Source organism: Salipiger abyssi (genome assembly GCF_001975705.1).
Classification (GTDB): domain Bacteria; phylum Pseudomonadota; class Alphaproteobacteria; order Rhodobacterales; family Rhodobacteraceae; genus Salipiger; species Salipiger abyssi.
Genome location: NZ_CP015093.1, coordinates 3,448,492 through 3,462,753, shown reverse-complemented (window position 1 = coordinate 3,462,753; position 14,262 = coordinate 3,448,492). Strand labels below are relative to the sequence as shown.

The window sequence follows — 14,262 nt, the reverse complement described above, 5'->3', positions numbered from 1 at the left end:
TAGGTGGCCGCGCCGGGTTTAACGCTAACGTCCGCCGCTAACGGCGGTCCACCGCCAAGTGGATCCCGTCGCGGGCGCGCACGGTGAGAAAGGCCACCGGCTCGGGCACCTTGTCGGGCAGCGCGGTGAGCTTCAGATCGCGCAGGATGAGCGAGAGCATCAGCACCCCCTCGACCATGGCAAACCCCGCCCCGGTGCAGACGCGCGGCCCGGCAGAGAACGGCATATAGGCCTCGCGCATGCACTGCCGGCCGTTCTCGGTGCTCCAGCGCGCCGGGTCGAACCCGTCGGGATTGTCCCAGAGCCGTTCGTGCCGGTGCTGATGCCAGGGGCTCAGCACGACCTGCGCGCCCCTGGGCAGATCGCGGTCGCGAAAGCGCTCCGGACAGGTCGTCTCACGCACCATCATCGGCACCGGCGGGTAAAGCCGCAGCGCCTCGCGGAACACGTCGCGCGAGAGTTTCAGTTTCGAGATATCGGCGAAATCGGGCGCATCGCCCAGGGCCTGCGCCTCCTCCGCCAGCCGCTCCTGCCACTCCGGATGCGTCGCCACGAGATAGAGCGCCCAGGCCAGCGCCGAGGCAGAGGTCTCGTGCCCGGCGAGAAAGAAGATCGCCACCTGATCGACCATCTCTTCGGTCGAAAACCGCTCGCCGGTTTCCGGATCGCGCGTCGTCATGATCTTGGTCGCCAGATCGTCGGGCGCGCGGCCCGCCGCGATCTCCGCCCGGCGCCGTTCGGTCAGCTCGGTGATGAGGCCGCGAATGCGTTTCGCCGCCGCCTTGGTATCGGCGCGGAAAAATCGCGGCATCCAGCGCGGCAGCGGCAGGAAGGCGGCGAGGTTGAGGATCGGCTGGGTGCGCTGATAGGCGCGGAACTCGTGAAACACCTTCTGCGCCAGCGCATCCTCGATGGGGATGGAAAACAGAGTGCGAAAGATGATGTCAGCGGCGGCATGGGAGGTCTGCTCCTCGATCTCCACCACCTCGCCCGTGCGCGCCGTCAGCCGCGCCAGTGCCGCCTGCGCCGCCTCCCACATCGCCGGATAGGTCTCGCGCAACCGCCCGCCCTCGAAGGCCGGGTCGATGATGCGCCGCTGCTTCTGCCAGAGCGCGCCATTGGTCAGAAAGACCGAGTCGCCGAGCAGCGGACGCAGCCCTTCGGAGATGCGTCCCGACTTGGGGAAATCCAGCGGTCGATCCTTCAGCACGGTCTTCACCAGATCCGGCTGGTTGATCAGATAGGAGCGGAAAAACGGCGTTTTGAACTCCGCCATCCAGGCGCGATAGAGCCGCGCCGGCTGCGCCGAGAGAATATCGGCGCGGAAGAGCTTCACATAGCGGCGCAGCGACACCTTGTCGGGGCGCGATCTTGGCTTAGGCGGGGTCACGGCGCGACCGACGTGAATTTCGACACCGGCACGTCGATGCGGCTGTTCGAGGGCGGGCGCTCCGCATAGCGCGTGGCGAGGCTGAGCGGCCCGGCGGTGATGCGGAAATAGTCGTAATCGAGCGGATTGTCGAAGGCACAGAGATACTGGAAATGCAGCCGGAAGAAGCGCCAGCGCAGCGCCTTCCAGCGCGCCGGGCTGAGCGATCTGGTGAACTGCGCCGAGAAGACCAGCGGCCAGCGCTTGCCCGCCGGCGCCACACCCGAGACCGCCACCGGATCGCAGAGCGCAAAGGCGCAGCCGTCGCCCGGCGCCGTGACATCGACCCAGGTCAGCTCGTTGCGCATGGAGAGATAAGCGAGATCGGCGCGCAGCCGGTAGGCGTCGCGCAGGAAGGAGACCATGGGCACCACCTGCCCGAGGCTCAGGAAGGCCAGGCGCGGGCCGCGTGCGGGCACCCGGCCCTGCCGGATGAGGTCGGCAAGGATCGACACCGCCAGATGCGCCCCCGAGCTGTGACCCACCACCAGCACCTCGTCGGCCTCCGAGCGCAGCGCCTCGGCGATGGTGTCGCCGAATGCTGCCATGCGCGCCTCCAGCTCCGGCGGGTTGGCGCCGCGATACTGCGCCGAATAGGCGTAGTCATGCATCAGGTAATAGGCGAAGAGCTTGCCGTCCTTGCGCTTGAACCAGCGCAGCAGCAGCACCGCCACCGTCCCCCATGCCACGGCACCGAGCCCCAGCGCGACGACGCCCAGCCAGGGGCGGAGGAGCTGCACCCCGGCATAAACGACCCATCCCGCCAGCAGCGCCACCAGCAGTTGCGCCAGCAGCATCCCCACCGGATAGAGCGCCGCGATCACCGGCCCCTTGCGCAGCCGCATGAGCCGCCGCAGCGCGCCGGTGGCGATATATTCCCAGGCGGTGCGGATCAGTTGCAGATAGGTCGCGGGGATCGAGGTCGACATGCTGTCGCGCACGATATCCGACCAGACCAGCACCTCCACATCCGCCTCGACAGCCGCGCCCTCCATTTCCGCCGCGACATGCCAGCCATAGGGGCCCCTGGTGGTCTTGGGTTTCAGCCCGATCTCGTAGCCGGATATCTCCGCCTGTGCCGCGCCCTCCTTGCGGTAGAGCTCGCGATAACGTCGGGGATGAATCGGGTCGTAGCCGGGGATGTAGAACACCCGCCGCCGCGCCACCTCCTGCTCCGTCACGGGATCGTTGCCCATCTCTCTGCCTTCTTTGCCTCGATCCTGTCGTTATCAGGCCCTGAGGGCAAGAGTGTGGCGCGTATCGGACAGCGGACTGTCTTTCATCTTTCTCCAAATACTCCCGCCGGAGGCACGCCCGAGGGCGCGGTTTTTTGAGTATTTCGGGAAAGGTGAAGCCCGGATCAGCCCAGTTCCCCCAGCGCCGGAAAGGTTTCCAGCAGCCAGAAGGAGAAGGCGGAGAAGGCACCGGTGAGCAGCATCAGCCCGACCACGATCAGCAGCCCGCCCATGACCTTTTCAATCAGCGCCATGTGGCGCTTGAGCCGGTTCATGATCCCCCTGGCGCGGCTGAGGAACACCGCCGCCAGCAGGAAGGGCAGCCCCAGCCCTGCCGCATAGACCGCCAGCAGCACCGTGCCGCGCGCCACCGAGGCCTCGGAGGCGGCCATCGACAGGATCGCGCCGAGCTGAGGACCGATGCAGGGGGTCCAGCCGAAGGCGAAGGCGAGCCCGAGAATATAGGCGCCGAAGGCGGAGCCGCCGGTCTCGCCGGTCTCGATCCGCGCCTCGCGGTCGAGGAAGGGGATGCGGAAGACATGCAGGAAATGCAGCCCGAAGACAATCACCACCACGCCGGAGATCCGCGCCAGAAGCAGCTGGTTCTGCAGGAAGAACATGCCCAGCCAGGAGGCGGTGAAGCCGAGCAGCACAAAGACCGTCGAGAGCCCCAGCACAAAGAACAGCGCGGCGAGGAAGGCGCGCAGCCGGGCGCGGCCACCGGCCTCCATCTCGGCGATGCTGACGCCGGACATGAAGGCCAGATAGGGCGGCACGATGGGCAGCACGCAGGGGCTCAGGAACGAGACGATCCCGGCGGCGAGCGCCACGAACATGGCCGGCCAGAGGCTGGCGTCGATGAGGTCGATTCCGAACATATGCCGCTCATAGAAGATAACGGCGGCGCCGTCACGCGGCGCAGGGTCACATCCCCGTGGACAGGCGGTGCCGGCGCGCGTAATCGGGGCGCATGGAAGAGCTCGATGCCACGGGGCTGCTCTGCCCCCTGCCCGTTCTGAAGACCCGCAAGCACATGCTGGCGCTGGCGCCCGGCGCGGTGCTGCGCGTGCGCACGGACGATCCGGTGGCGGTGGTGGACATGCCGCATTTCTGCGCCGAGGCCGGGCATGCGCTGGAGGCGCAGCAGGAGGAGGGCAGCGTCACGATCTGGGTGATCCGCCGGGGCGATATGTAGACGCGGGGGACGGTGGGCAGATTGCCCACCCTACGTCGCGTTTCGATGCAAAAAGCCCCGGAGCGGATCCGGGGCTTTTTCGTTCGTCGAGGGCTGGCTCAGCGGCCGATGGACCACCAGCCGCGCCGCTTGGGCTTGTCCTCGCCATCGTCCTCGGCCTCCACCGTCTCGGCCACGGGTTCCGGCTCGGCGGGCGCTTCGGCCTGCTCTTCTGCCGGCGCCTCGGTAGTCGATTCCTCGGACGGGGCCGGCGCCTCGGCAGCGGGCGTATCCTCGGCGGGGCTGTCTTCCGCGACGGGCGCTTCGGGAGCAGCAGGCTCCTGCGCCGGGGCCTCTTCCGCGACCGGTTCCGCTGCGGGGCTGTCCCCGGTCACCGGCTCGGCAACAGGCGCTTCCGCGACCGGTTCCAGGGCCGGCTCTGCGGCGACGGGCTCGGTGGCGGGCATCTCTTCGGAGGCCGGTGCCTCGGTGGGTTCGGCAGCGGGCTCGGCGGGCGTCGGCTCCGCGGCGGGGGCTGCCTCGGCACTGTCCTCGGCAGGGGCCGCTTTCGGGGTTTTCGAGCGCGAGCGCGAACGGGTCCGTTTCGGCTTGGCCGGGGGCTCGGCCTCCTCGGACGCGGGGGCCGCCTCTTCCGCCGCGGGTGCGGCGTCATCGGCGGTTTCGGCCGGCGCGGGCTCTGCCTTGGTCTCGGCGGGCTTGTCGGAGGCGTCGTTCGAATCGCCCTCGTCGCCGGAGCCGTTGCCATTGTCCTCACCGTTCTCCTTGTTCTTGGAGCGCGAGCGGCGGCGACGACGACGGCGTTTCTTGGGCTTGCTGTCCTCGTCCGAACCGTTTTCGGCCTCGGGGGGCGTGACCTCGCCCGTGGCCTCGTCCTCTTCCTCCTCGGCGGGGATGTCCTCGTCGATCTGATCCATCAGCGAGGTATCGACCGAGACCACCGGCGCCAGCACCTCGGCGACGTTGCGGGTGGCGGTCTTGAATTTCTCCATGGAGAAATCGGGCGAGACCAGATGCATGTCGCCCTCGATCCGCACCGCCATGCCGTAGCGGGCCTCGATCTGCGCCACATGTTCGCGCTTCTGGTTCATCAGGTAGTTGGCGATGCCCACCGGGCATTTCACCAGCACCTCGCGCGAGCGGCGGCGGGTGCCCTCCTCCTCGATCTGGCGCAGGATGTTGAGCGCCATATTGTCGTCGGAGCGGATCAGGCCGGTACCGTGGCAGGCCGGGCACGGCTGGGTCGTCGCCTCGATCATGCCGGGGCGCAGGCGCTGGCGCGACATTTCGAGCAGGCCGAAGCCCGAGATCCGGCCCACCTGAATGCGGGCGCGGTCGGTCTTGAGCTTGTCCTTCAGCTTCTTCTCGACGGCGGCGTTGTTCTTGCGCTCTTCCATGTCGATGAAGTCGATCACGATCAGACCGGCCAGGTCGCGCAGGCGGAGCTGGCGGGCCACCTCCTCGGCGGCTTCCAGGTTGGTCTTGAGCGCGGTTTCCTCGATCGAGCCCTCTTTGGTGGCGCGGCCCGAGTTCACGTCGATGGCGACCAGCGCCTCGGTGACGCCGATCACGATATAGCCGCCCGACTTGAGCTGCACCGTCGGGTTGAACATGGAGCTGAGATAGCTCTCGACCTGATAGCGCGCGAAGAGCGGCATCGGATCGACATAGTGTTTCACGTTCTTGGCGTGGGACGGCATGATCATCTTCATGAAGTCCTTGGCGATGCGGTAGCCCTTTTCGCCTTCCACATGGACTTCGTCGATCTCGCGATTGTAGAGGTCGCGGATCGAGCGTTTGATCAGGTCGCCCTCTTCATAGATCTTGGCGGGCGCGATGCTTTTGAGCGTGAGCTCGCGGATCTGTTCCCAGAGCCGCTGGAGATATTCGTAGTCGCGCTTGATCTCGGTCTTGGTGCGCTTGGCGCCGGCGGTGCGGATGATCAGGCCCGCGCCCTTGGGCACGTCGATCTCCTGCGCGATCTGCTTGAGCTTGGAACGGTCGGTGGCGTTGGTGATCTTGCGCGAGATGCCGCCGCCCCGGGCGGTGTTGGGCATCAGCACGCAGTAGCGGCCCGCCAGCGACAGGTAGGTGGTGAGCGCCGCGCCCTTGTTGCCGCGCTCTTCCTTGACGACCTGCACCAGCATGATCTGGCGCACCTTGATGACTTCCTGGATCTTGTATTTCCGCGGGCGCGGCTTGCGCTTGGGACGGATGTCTTCCTCGGTGTCGTCATCGGCGACGGATTCGATGCTGTCGTCGCGCGGGGCGTCGTCGTCAGTATCGTCGTCGCTGTCGTCGTCGTCGCTCTCGTCGGCCGCAGGCGCGGCTGCGGGCGCCTCGTCTTCGACGGGCGCAGCCTCTGCCGCATCGGGTTTCGACGCCTCTTCGGCCGCGGCGGGCGCCTCATCGGCGCTGCCCGCCTCTTCGGCGGTTTCGGCAGGTTCCGCGACCGGGGCCTCGGCGACCAGCTCCATGGGGGAGAGCCCCTCGGCGGTGTCGTCGCCCGCGCTGCCCTCGCCCTGCGACTCCGCGTCGAGGTCGATGGTTTCCATCCCCTTGATTTCGGAGACATCCGCCGATGTGGTCTTGTCGTCGCTCTTGGTTTTTTCCGCCTTGGAGCGCGAGCGCGACCGGCGCGACCGCGACCGGGAATTGCGGGCGCGCGACTTTTCGCGGTCGGATTCGTCCTCGTCATCCGCCTCGGCGGCGAGCGCGGCCTCTTCCTCCATCAGCGCCTGACGGTCGGCGACGGGGATCTGGTAATAATCGGGATGGATCTCGGAGAAGGCGAGGAAACCGTGGCGGTTGCCGCCGTAATCCACAAAGGCCGCCTGGAGCGAGGGCTCTACCCGCGTGACCTTGGCGAGATAGATATTGCCGGCTAGCTGCCGCTTGTTCTCCGATTCGAAGTCGAATTCCTCGACCTTGTTTCCGTCGACCACCACAACGCGGGTTTCTTCCGCGTGGGTGGCGTCGATGAGCATTTTCTTTGCCATGTTGTCCGTCTGCACGGCGCAAGCGCCCCTGCTCCTCCAGGAGGGGGACGAAGAGGTGTTGCGGCGTGGCTTGTCTGGGCGAGTTGCGGCGCGCAGGCACGGGAAGACGGTCTGCCTTCGCCCTGGTGCCTCGTCTGCGTCGCACGCTTCATCGCGGTTCTTCTCCGACGCATGCGCGGGACTGCCCGTGCTGCGCCTGTTTACGGCCCGTCGCGTCTGTGCGGTGCGGGCGGTCTTCGGGTGGCCTTGCGGCCCGATCGGTCTGCGCCGGGTCCCCGGGAAAAAAGGACATCGCCGGTGCAGCGAAACTCTGTCGGCCCCGGATCTTGGGAGGCCTGACCGCCAGCATAAGGGAACGGGTGTGGAAAAGACAATATGGAATGTGAAGCCAGCATGAATATGCCCTTGCCGGCGGCGACGGCGTGCCGCCGATGCAACCCTGCGCCCGCATGCGCGTTGGCTTGGGAAGGCGCCGCAACGGCGTCAGGTGACACAAACCGCGAAGGAGTACGACATGATCCGCAAGACGGGATCCGCGAACTGGAAGGGCGGCCTCAAGGACGGCACGGGCACGATCTCTACGGAGTCGGGCGCTTTGAGCGCCGTTAATTACGGGTTCAACAAGCGCTTCGAGGGCGAACCGGGGAGCAATCCCGAGGAGCTGATCGGCGCCGCCCATGCGAGCTGCTTTTCGATGGCGCTGAGCAAGATCCTCGGTGAAGCCGGTTTCACCGCCAAGGACATTTCGACCGCCGCGACCGTGTCGCTGGAGAAGGATGGTGACGGGTTCTCGGTGACCAAGAGCCACCTCGATGTGACCGCCAAGGTGCCGGGCGCCTCGGAAGAGGACTTCGCCAAGGCGGCGCAGACCGCCAAGGAAAACTGCCCGATCTCGAAGCTGCTCGATGCCGAGATCACCATGGACGCGCTGCTTGGCTGAGGGCCGGCAGGAGGGGGCGCTGCCCCCTTCGCGCGCCGGGGCGCGCTTCACCTCCGGGATATTTTCAGCCAATGGAAACCGGCAAAGCGCCGCGTCTCAGACGCGCATGGTCTTCAGCGTCTCGAACACGGCGCGCACCGGGGCCGATGCTGTCATGTCTGTGTGACAGATCAGCCAGACCTCGCGCGTCAGCGGCGGTGCGCCCGCTGCGGCGCTCGTCAGTGCCGGATCGGAGGCGGCGAGGAAATCGGGCAGCATGGCGACGCCCGCGCCGGCGCGCGCCAGGGCGAGTTGCATCTCGATCTGATCCGCGGCCAGCCCCCCGCCCGTGGCCCGATCGCCAAGCGCGCTTTGCTGCGGCGCCTGCGCGAGCGCGCCGCCCAGCCGGATATAGTCCCAGTCGGTCTCTGCCCTGTCGCCCAGATAATCGGGACGCGCATAGAGGCGGAAGGCGATCTCGCCCAGTTTTACCGCCGTCAGCGCGCCGCGCTCGGGCCGGTGCAGGCGGATCGCGATATCGGCCTCCCGGCGCTCCAGCGAGACGGTGTGGATGTCGCCGGAGATAAAGACATTCAGTTCGGGATGCTGCATGCGCAGGCCGGTGAGCGGTGCGGCCATCAGCGCCGCGGCAAAGGCCGGCGGCGCGCTGATCGTGACATCGCCGCTCACCGTCATCGTCGCGCTGCGGGCGTAGCGCAGCACGCTCTCCGCCTCGCCCTGCATCTGCGCCGAGAGCGCGGCGATGCGTTTGCCCGCCGGCGTCAGCACAAGTCTGCGCCCGCGCCGGTCCACCAGTTTCAGGTTCAGCTCTGCTTCGAGCGCCGCAATCCGGCGCGCGATGGTGGCATGTTCCACCTTCAGATGCCGCGCCGCGCCGGAAAGCGAACCGGCCTCGGCGAAACAGGCGAAATGGCGGAGATCGTCCCAGTTCATGGCTTTGCCGGATGATGTGAATTTATTCCCATATATCTTAAATATTTCGATAATTTACGCACATTTTGCAAGCCCTATGATCGGCCGGGAAAGTGAGGACGATCAATGGAACAGGCATTCAGACTGGTGACCCCGGGCCGCGAGGGGCGTTTGCAGCGCATCGATTGGGAGCCCGGTGCGCCCGGCCCCGGCACGCTGCGCCTCCGGCAGGAGCGGATCGGTGTCAATTTCATCGACAGCTATTTCCGTACCGGGCTCTATCCGCTGCCCGATCCGGCGATTCCCGGCGTTGAAGGCTGCGGCGTTGTCGAGGCGGTCGGTGACGGCGTGTCGGGTTTTGCCATCGGCCAGCGCGTCGCCTATTGCGCCCAGCCCGGAGGGTTTGCGACGCAGCGGCTGCTGCCGGCATGGCGGGCGCTGCCGCTGCCCGATGCCATCGGCGCGAAGATCGCCGCCGCTTCGATGCTGCGCGGCATGACGGCGCATATGCTGCTGAGCCGGATCCATCGGGTGGGGCCGCAAGGCACCGTGCTGATCCAGGCGGCGGCGGGCGGGCTCGGCGGGTTGCTGACGCAATGGGCAAAGGCGCTCGGCGCGACGGTGATCGGCACCGTGAGCACGCCCGAGAAGGCAGAGATCGCGACGCGGCTGGGGGCGGATCACGTCATCACCGGGCGCGATACGGCGCTGGAGCCGGAGATCGGGGCGCTGACGGAGGGCGCGGGGGTGGATTTCGCCATCGATGGGGTCGGCGGCGACCGTCTGCGCCAGAGTATCGCCTGCACCCGCGCGGACGGCACGGTGGCAAGCATCGGCCAGGCGGCGGGCGAGAGCCCGGCCCTCGCCGTGGCCGAGATCGCGCCGAGGCGCATGATCCGCTTTGCCCGACCGAGCATCATGGCCTTCGCCGCCGATCCGGAGGCCTATCGCGCGGCGGGTGCGGCGGTGTTCGAGATGATCGGGCGCGGCATCGCGGTGGCGCCGGCGCGGATCTACCCGTTCGCCGAAGCCGCAGAGGCGCTGGCGGCGCTGGAAAGCGGCCAGGGCACCGGGGCGAGCATCCTGACCACCTGAGCGGCAGCGTGAGCCGGGCGCGGCCCCGCCGCCCGGCTCATCCGAAGGATTTCAGCCGCTTGATCAGGCTCGACGTGTCCCAGCGGCCGCCGCCCATCGCCTGCACATCCTTGTAGAACTGATCGACCAGCGCGGTGACCGGCAGCGCCGCACCGGTTTCCTCGGCGGTGGCGAGGCAGATCGCCAGATCCTTGCGCATCCAGTCGACCGCGAAACCGTGCTCGAACTTGTCGTCCAGCATGGTCTCGTAGCGGTTAACCATCTGCCAGGAGCCCGCCGCGCCGCCGCCGATCACCTCGACCACCGCGCGCCCGTCGATGCCCGCCTTCTCGGCAAAGGCCAGCCCTTCGGAGAGCCCCTGCACCAGCCCGGCGATGCAGATCTGGTTGACCATCTTGCATTTCTGCCCGGCGCCGCTGTCGCCGATGCGCTTGCAGAGCTTGGCATAGGCGTCGATCACCGGCTCGGCCATGGCGTAATCGGGCGCATCGCCGCCGCACATCACCACGAGCTGGCCGTTTTCCGCCCCCGCCTGCCCGCCCGAGACCGGCGCGTCGACAAAGCCGACGCCGTTCTTCTTGGCGACCGCATAAAGCTCCTGCGTGACCATCGAGCTGACCGTGGTGTGATCGACGAAGATCGCGCTTTCGGTCATGCCGGAAAACGCGCCGCTGGCGCCGAGGCAAACCGCGCGCAGATCGTCGTCATTGCCCACACAGGCCATGACGAACTCCGCGCCCTCGGCGGCCTCGCGCGGGGTCGGCGCCATCTTGCCGCCATGCTCGGCGACCCATTTCTCCGCCTTGGCGGCGGTGCGGTTGTAGACCGTGACCTCATGGCCCGCCGCAGCCATATGGCCCGCCATCGGATAGCCCATCACGCCGAGCCCCAGAAACGCGCATTTTGCCATGGTTCAACCTCCCGTTATCGCTGACGTCCAACCCGTTGTCGCGCCTGCCCCGCCCCTTGGCAAGGGGGCGGTGGCGCGCTAAGCCCCGGAAAACCGGAAACCGCGGGGCATTCTTGATGGCGACACTCTTCCGATGGCTTCTCAGGCTCGCCTCGGCGGCGATCTTTCTGACCGTCATCGTGGTGGCGCTGGTCTATTACCTCGCCTCGCGCTCGCTGCCCGATTACGACAAGGAGCTGGCGGTGGACGGTATCGGCGCCGGGGTCGAGATCGTGCGCGACAATTCCGCGGTGCCGCATATCTTTGCCGAAACCGACGCGGATGCGTTTTTCGGGCTGGGCTATGCCCATGCGCAGGACCGGCTCTGGCAGATGGTGCTGATGCGGCGCACGGTGCAGGGGCGGCTGTCGGAGATCTTCGGACGGCGCACGCTCGACACCGACCTGCTGATGCGGCGGCTCGATCTCTATCCGCTGGCGGTGCGTTCGGTGGCGGCGCAGGATCCGCAGGCAATGGCGGCGCTGCGCGCCTATGCCGCCGGTGTGAACACGCGCATCGACGAGATCAATGCCGAGAGCCTCGGGCGCGGCGCGCCGGAGTTTTTCCTGTTCAACGCGCCGGTGGCCCCCTGGCAGCCCGCCGACAGCATCGCGCTGGTCAAGCTCATGGCGCTGCAACTCTCCGGCCAGTTCCGCGACGAGATCCTGCGCGCCCGTACCTCGCTGCTGCTGCCCGATCCCGACCGGCTGGCCGATATCCTGCCCGACGCGCCGGGCAGCGGCACCGCCGCGCTGCCCGAATATGCCAGCCTGTTTCCCGGCAAGACCATGCCGCGCTATGCCGGCACGCCGCATCCGGAGGGCCCGCTCTCGCCGGTTCCCGAGCGCGGCTTTGCCGGCGCCTCCAACGCCTGGGCTGCGGCGCCCTCGCGTTCGGCGGGCGGCGGCACGCTGCTGGCCAACGACCCGCATCTGGGCTTTACCGCGCCCTCGACCTGGTATCTGGCACGGCTGCAACTGGCGGGGGGCGGCGTGATCGGCGGCACCATTCCCGGCGTGCCGGCGGTGATGCTGGGCCGCTCGCAGCGGCTGGCCTGGGGGATCACCTCGTCTTATCTGGACGATCAGGATCTCTATATCGAAGAGCTGAACCCCGACAATCCGCAGGAATACCGCACGCCCGACGGCTGGAAACGCTTCGAGACCCGCCGCACCATCGTCGAGATCAAGGACGAGGCCCCGGTCACCGTCACCCTGCGCTGGACCGACAACGGCCCCGTGCTGCCGAAAAGCCGCTTCGATCTGGAGGCGATCACCCCGCCCGGCCATGTGGTCAGCATGAGCTGGACGGCGCTCTCGGGTGAGGACAGCTCGCTCAGCGGCGCGCTGCGGCTGATGCGGGCGGGCAGCGTCGAGGAGGCGCTGGAGGCCGCACCGCTCTACGTGGCGCCCGCGCAGATGCTGACGGTGATCGACCGCGAGCATATCGGGCTGAAACTGGTGGGCGCCATGCCGCGCCGCGACGCCGCGCATCAGAGCCAGGGCCGCCTGCCCTCGCCCGGCTGGATCGAGGCCAATCGCTGGCAGGGCATGCTGCCCGACGCCTCCAACCCGGTCTGGACCGACCCGGCGGGCGGCATCGTCGGCAACACCAACAACAAGATCATCGACCGGCCCTTCCCGCTGCATGTGAGCTATGACTGGGGCGACAGCCAGCGGGTGATGCGCTGGACCCAGCTCATGCAGGGCCGTCAGGTGCACACGCGCGACAGTTTCATCGAGGCCCAGCTCGACACCGTGTCGCCCGCCGCGCGCACGCTCTTGCCGCTGATCGGGCGCGATCTTTGGTATACCGGAGAGGCCGCCCCCGCCGGCACGCCGGAGCGTCAGCGCCAGCGCGCGCTGGAGCTGCTGGCGAACTGGAACGGCGAGATGAACGAGCATCTGCCCGAGCCGCTGATCTACGCCGCCTGGCTGCGCGCGCTTCAGGAGCGGCTGATCCGCGACGAGCTGGGGCCGCTGGCCGATGCCTTCGACCATGTAGAGCCGCTGTTCATCGAGCGGGTCTATCGCAATGTGGACGGCGCCGGGGTCTGGTGCGACGTGATCCGCTCGGTCGCGGTGGAGAGCTGCTCGGACATCTCGCGCATGGCGCTCGACGACGCGCTGGTCTGGATCGGCGAGCAGTATGGCACGGCGCTGGAAAGCCTGCGCTGGGGCGATGCGCATCAGGCGATGCACAAGCATACGGTGCTGGGCGACATCCCGCTGCTGCGCTATTTCGTCAATATCCGCCAGAGCAGTTCGGGCGGCGATTTCACCCTGGAGCGCGGGCGCACATCGGGCCGCGATCCCGAGCCCTTCCTCAGCGTGCATGGCGCCACATATCGCGGCGTCTACGATTTCGCCGATCCCGACAGCTCGGTCTTTATCAATTCCACCGGGCAATCGGGGCATTTCCTGTCGCGCCATTACGACGATCTCGGCACGCTCTGGCGGCGCGGCGAATATATCCCGATGTCGCTCGATGCCGGGCTGGCGCGGGCAGCCTCGATCGGGGTAACGCAACTGGTTCCGAGCGCGCAATGACCGGCCCCGCCGGCGCCACGCATCTCGACAAGCCCGAGGCGCGGGCGCTGGCCCGCGCGGCGCTGGCGGAGCGGCGGCCCGGGCGCGATTACGGGCTGGGCTGTCTCAAGAACATCGACAAGCCGCTGCGCGCACAGGTCTTTTGCGCGGCCCATCCCGAAGAGCGGCTGACGGTCAAGGTCTTCGCCCCCGCCGGGGCCGAGAAGGCCCGCGCCCAGGCGGCGCGGCAGGCGGCGGTGGCCGGCGCCCTGCCCGGTCGGGCGCCAGACGTGCTGTTCTTCGATGAGGCGCGGCTGGTGCTGGGCATGACCTATGCGGACGGACCGAGCCTCGCCGCGCTCTGGCCGCATCTGAGCGCCGATGAGGCCAGAGCGCGGCTTGAAGACGCCGGGCGCTGGCTGGCGGCGCTGCATGATCTGAGCGCCGAGGCGCATCCGTTCCGGCCCAAGGGCCAGATCGCCTGGCTGCACCGGCTGCTCGGCTGGCATGCGGAGGGCAAGCGCGCCATCCCCGAGATCGCGGCGTTTCGTGCCGAGGTGGCGGCGCTGGAGGCGCTGGCCCTGGAACTGCGCGGCAGGCCGGCACGGCGCGCGGTGACCCATCGCGACCTGCACCTGTCGAATCTCGTCGCCACGGACACCGGGCTGGTCGGGCTCGATTTCGAGAATGACAGGCCGGACGAGCCGCTGCGCGATCTGGTGGCGCTGCTCGTCGATGCCATGGCGCAGCCGGGCACAGCGGAAGATCTCCACCGCAGCGCCGAGGCGCTGCGTCGCGGCTATGGCGAGACCGGAACCGACCCGCAGGTGTCGCTTGTCCTGCAGAGGCTCTTTGCGCTGGGGATCTGGGCCGCCACGCCGGACGCGCCGTCGTTGCGGCAGAGCGCACGCTACCTTGCCGCGCGCGAAATCCTGGCCGCCGAAGCGCCGCTCTTCGCCTGAGGCGCCACAAATTCCTTCCAA

11 protein-coding genes are annotated in these 14,262 nt (G+C 67.9%); 5 read left to right on the top strand and 6 right to left on the bottom strand.

Annotated elements, in window-relative coordinates; genetic code table 11:
• Positions 1-37 precede the first annotated feature (37 nt).
• From Ga0080574_RS20435 to Ga0080574_RS20425, 3 genes are all read right to left on the bottom strand, one after another.
• Positions 38-1,390: a cytochrome P450 gene (locus Ga0080574_RS20435; protein WP_076703790.1), complete on the bottom strand. Its 1,353-nt coding sequence runs from the start codon at positions 1,388-1,390 to the stop codon at positions 38-40.
• A complete protein-coding gene (locus Ga0080574_RS20430) occupies positions 1,387-2,625 on the bottom strand; it encodes a hypothetical protein (protein ID WP_076703788.1) in 1,239 nt (412 codons plus the stop codon). Before Ga0080574_RS20430 ends, Ga0080574_RS20435 begins: the two co-directional genes overlap by 4 nt.
• Before the next feature lie 164 nt (positions 2,626-2,789).
• Positions 2,790-3,542 (bottom strand): cytochrome c biogenesis CcdA family protein, encoded by a 753-nt coding sequence (locus Ga0080574_RS20425; protein WP_076703785.1) that lies wholly within the window; start codon positions 3,540-3,542, stop codon positions 2,790-2,792.
• Positions 3,543-3,634: 92 nt separating this feature from the next.
• Here Ga0080574_RS20425 and Ga0080574_RS20420 point away from each other — a divergent pair, with 92 nt between their 5' ends.
• Positions 3,635-3,859 carry a sulfurtransferase TusA family protein gene (locus Ga0080574_RS20420; protein ID WP_076703783.1) on the top strand — a complete coding sequence of 75 codons (225 nt, stop codon included), beginning with the start codon at positions 3,635-3,637 and terminating at the stop codon, positions 3,857-3,859.
• A 98-nt stretch (positions 3,860-3,957) separates the two neighbouring features.
• On the opposite strand, the gene Ga0080574_RS20415 is transcribed toward Ga0080574_RS20420, so the two are convergent.
• Positions 3,958-6,855, bottom strand: coding sequence for an Rne/Rng family ribonuclease (locus tag Ga0080574_RS20415; RefSeq protein ID WP_076706082.1), 2,898 nt, complete (start codon positions 6,853-6,855; stop codon positions 3,958-3,960).
• Between the two features lie 514 nt (positions 6,856-7,369).
• Here Ga0080574_RS20415 and Ga0080574_RS20410 point away from each other — a divergent pair.
• Positions 7,370-7,795 carry an OsmC family protein gene (locus Ga0080574_RS20410; RefSeq protein WP_156876417.1) on the top strand — a complete coding sequence of 142 codons (426 nt, stop codon included), beginning with the start codon at positions 7,370-7,372 and terminating at the stop codon, positions 7,793-7,795.
• A 96-nt stretch (positions 7,796-7,891) separates the two neighbouring features.
• On the opposite strand, the gene Ga0080574_RS20405 is transcribed toward Ga0080574_RS20410, so the two are convergent.
• A complete protein-coding gene (locus tag Ga0080574_RS20405; RefSeq protein WP_076703781.1) occupies positions 7,892-8,728 on the bottom strand; it encodes a LysR family transcriptional regulator in 837 nt (278 codons plus the stop codon).
• 105 nt (positions 8,729-8,833) lie between these two features.
• Here Ga0080574_RS20405 and Ga0080574_RS20400 point away from each other — a divergent pair, with 105 nt between their 5' ends.
• Positions 8,834-9,802, top strand: coding sequence for a quinone oxidoreductase family protein (locus Ga0080574_RS20400; RefSeq protein WP_076703780.1), 969 nt, complete (start codon positions 8,834-8,836; stop codon positions 9,800-9,802).
• A gap of 37 nt (positions 9,803-9,839) precedes the next feature.
• Here Ga0080574_RS20400 and Ga0080574_RS20395 read toward each other — a convergent pair whose 3' ends face one another.
• Entirely contained in the window at positions 9,840-10,712 is an 873-nt protein-coding gene (locus tag Ga0080574_RS20395) for an NAD(P)-dependent oxidoreductase (RefSeq protein ID WP_076703779.1), read from the bottom strand.
• 116 nt (positions 10,713-10,828) lie between these two features.
• On the opposite strand from Ga0080574_RS20395, the gene Ga0080574_RS20390 reads away from it, so the two are divergent.
• Positions 10,829-13,300, top strand: coding sequence for a penicillin acylase family protein (locus tag Ga0080574_RS20390; RefSeq protein ID WP_076703778.1), 2,472 nt, complete (start codon positions 10,829-10,831; stop codon positions 13,298-13,300).
• The gene (locus Ga0080574_RS20385) at positions 13,297-14,241 is read left to right on the top strand and encodes a phosphotransferase family protein (RefSeq protein ID WP_076703777.1); all 945 of its coding nucleotides are present in this window, start codon (positions 13,297-13,299) and stop codon (positions 14,239-14,241) included. The genes Ga0080574_RS20390 and Ga0080574_RS20385 overlap by 4 nt, the downstream gene beginning before the upstream one ends.
• The last annotated feature ends 21 nt before the right edge of the window (positions 14,242-14,262 follow it).

Excerpts from the sequence above, each read along its gene's own strand:
- Ga0080574_RS20430 (WP_076703788.1), bottom strand. The coding sequence starts at position 2,625 with ATGGGCAACGATCCCGTGACGGAGCAGGAGGTGGCGCGGCGGCGGGTG.
- Ga0080574_RS20425 (WP_076703785.1), bottom strand. The coding sequence starts at position 3,542 with ATGTTCGGAATCGACCTCATCGACGCCAGCCTCTGGCCGGCCATGTTC.
- Ga0080574_RS20420 (WP_076703783.1), top strand. The coding sequence starts at position 3,635 with ATGGAAGAGCTCGATGCCACGGGGCTGCTCTGCCCCCTGCCCGTTCTG.
- Ga0080574_RS20415 (WP_076706082.1), bottom strand. The coding sequence starts at position 6,855 with ATGGCAAAGAAAATGCTCATCGACGCCACCCACGCGGAAGAAACCCGC.
- Ga0080574_RS20410 (WP_156876417.1), top strand. The coding sequence starts at position 7,370 with ATGATCCGCAAGACGGGATCCGCGAACTGGAAGGGCGGCCTCAAGGAC.
- Ga0080574_RS20405 (WP_076703781.1), bottom strand. The coding sequence starts at position 8,728 with ATGAACTGGGACGATCTCCGCCATTTCGCCTGTTTCGCCGAGGCCGGT.
- Ga0080574_RS20400 (WP_076703780.1), top strand. The coding sequence starts at position 8,834 with ATGGAACAGGCATTCAGACTGGTGACCCCGGGCCGCGAGGGGCGTTTG.
- Ga0080574_RS20395 (WP_076703779.1), bottom strand. The coding sequence starts at position 10,712 with ATGGCAAAATGCGCGTTTCTGGGGCTCGGCGTGATGGGCTATCCGATG.
- Ga0080574_RS20390 (WP_076703778.1), top strand. The coding sequence starts at position 10,829 with ATGGCGACACTCTTCCGATGGCTTCTCAGGCTCGCCTCGGCGGCGATC.
- Ga0080574_RS20385 (WP_076703777.1), top strand. The coding sequence starts at position 13,297 with ATGACCGGCCCCGCCGGCGCCACGCATCTCGACAAGCCCGAGGCGCGG.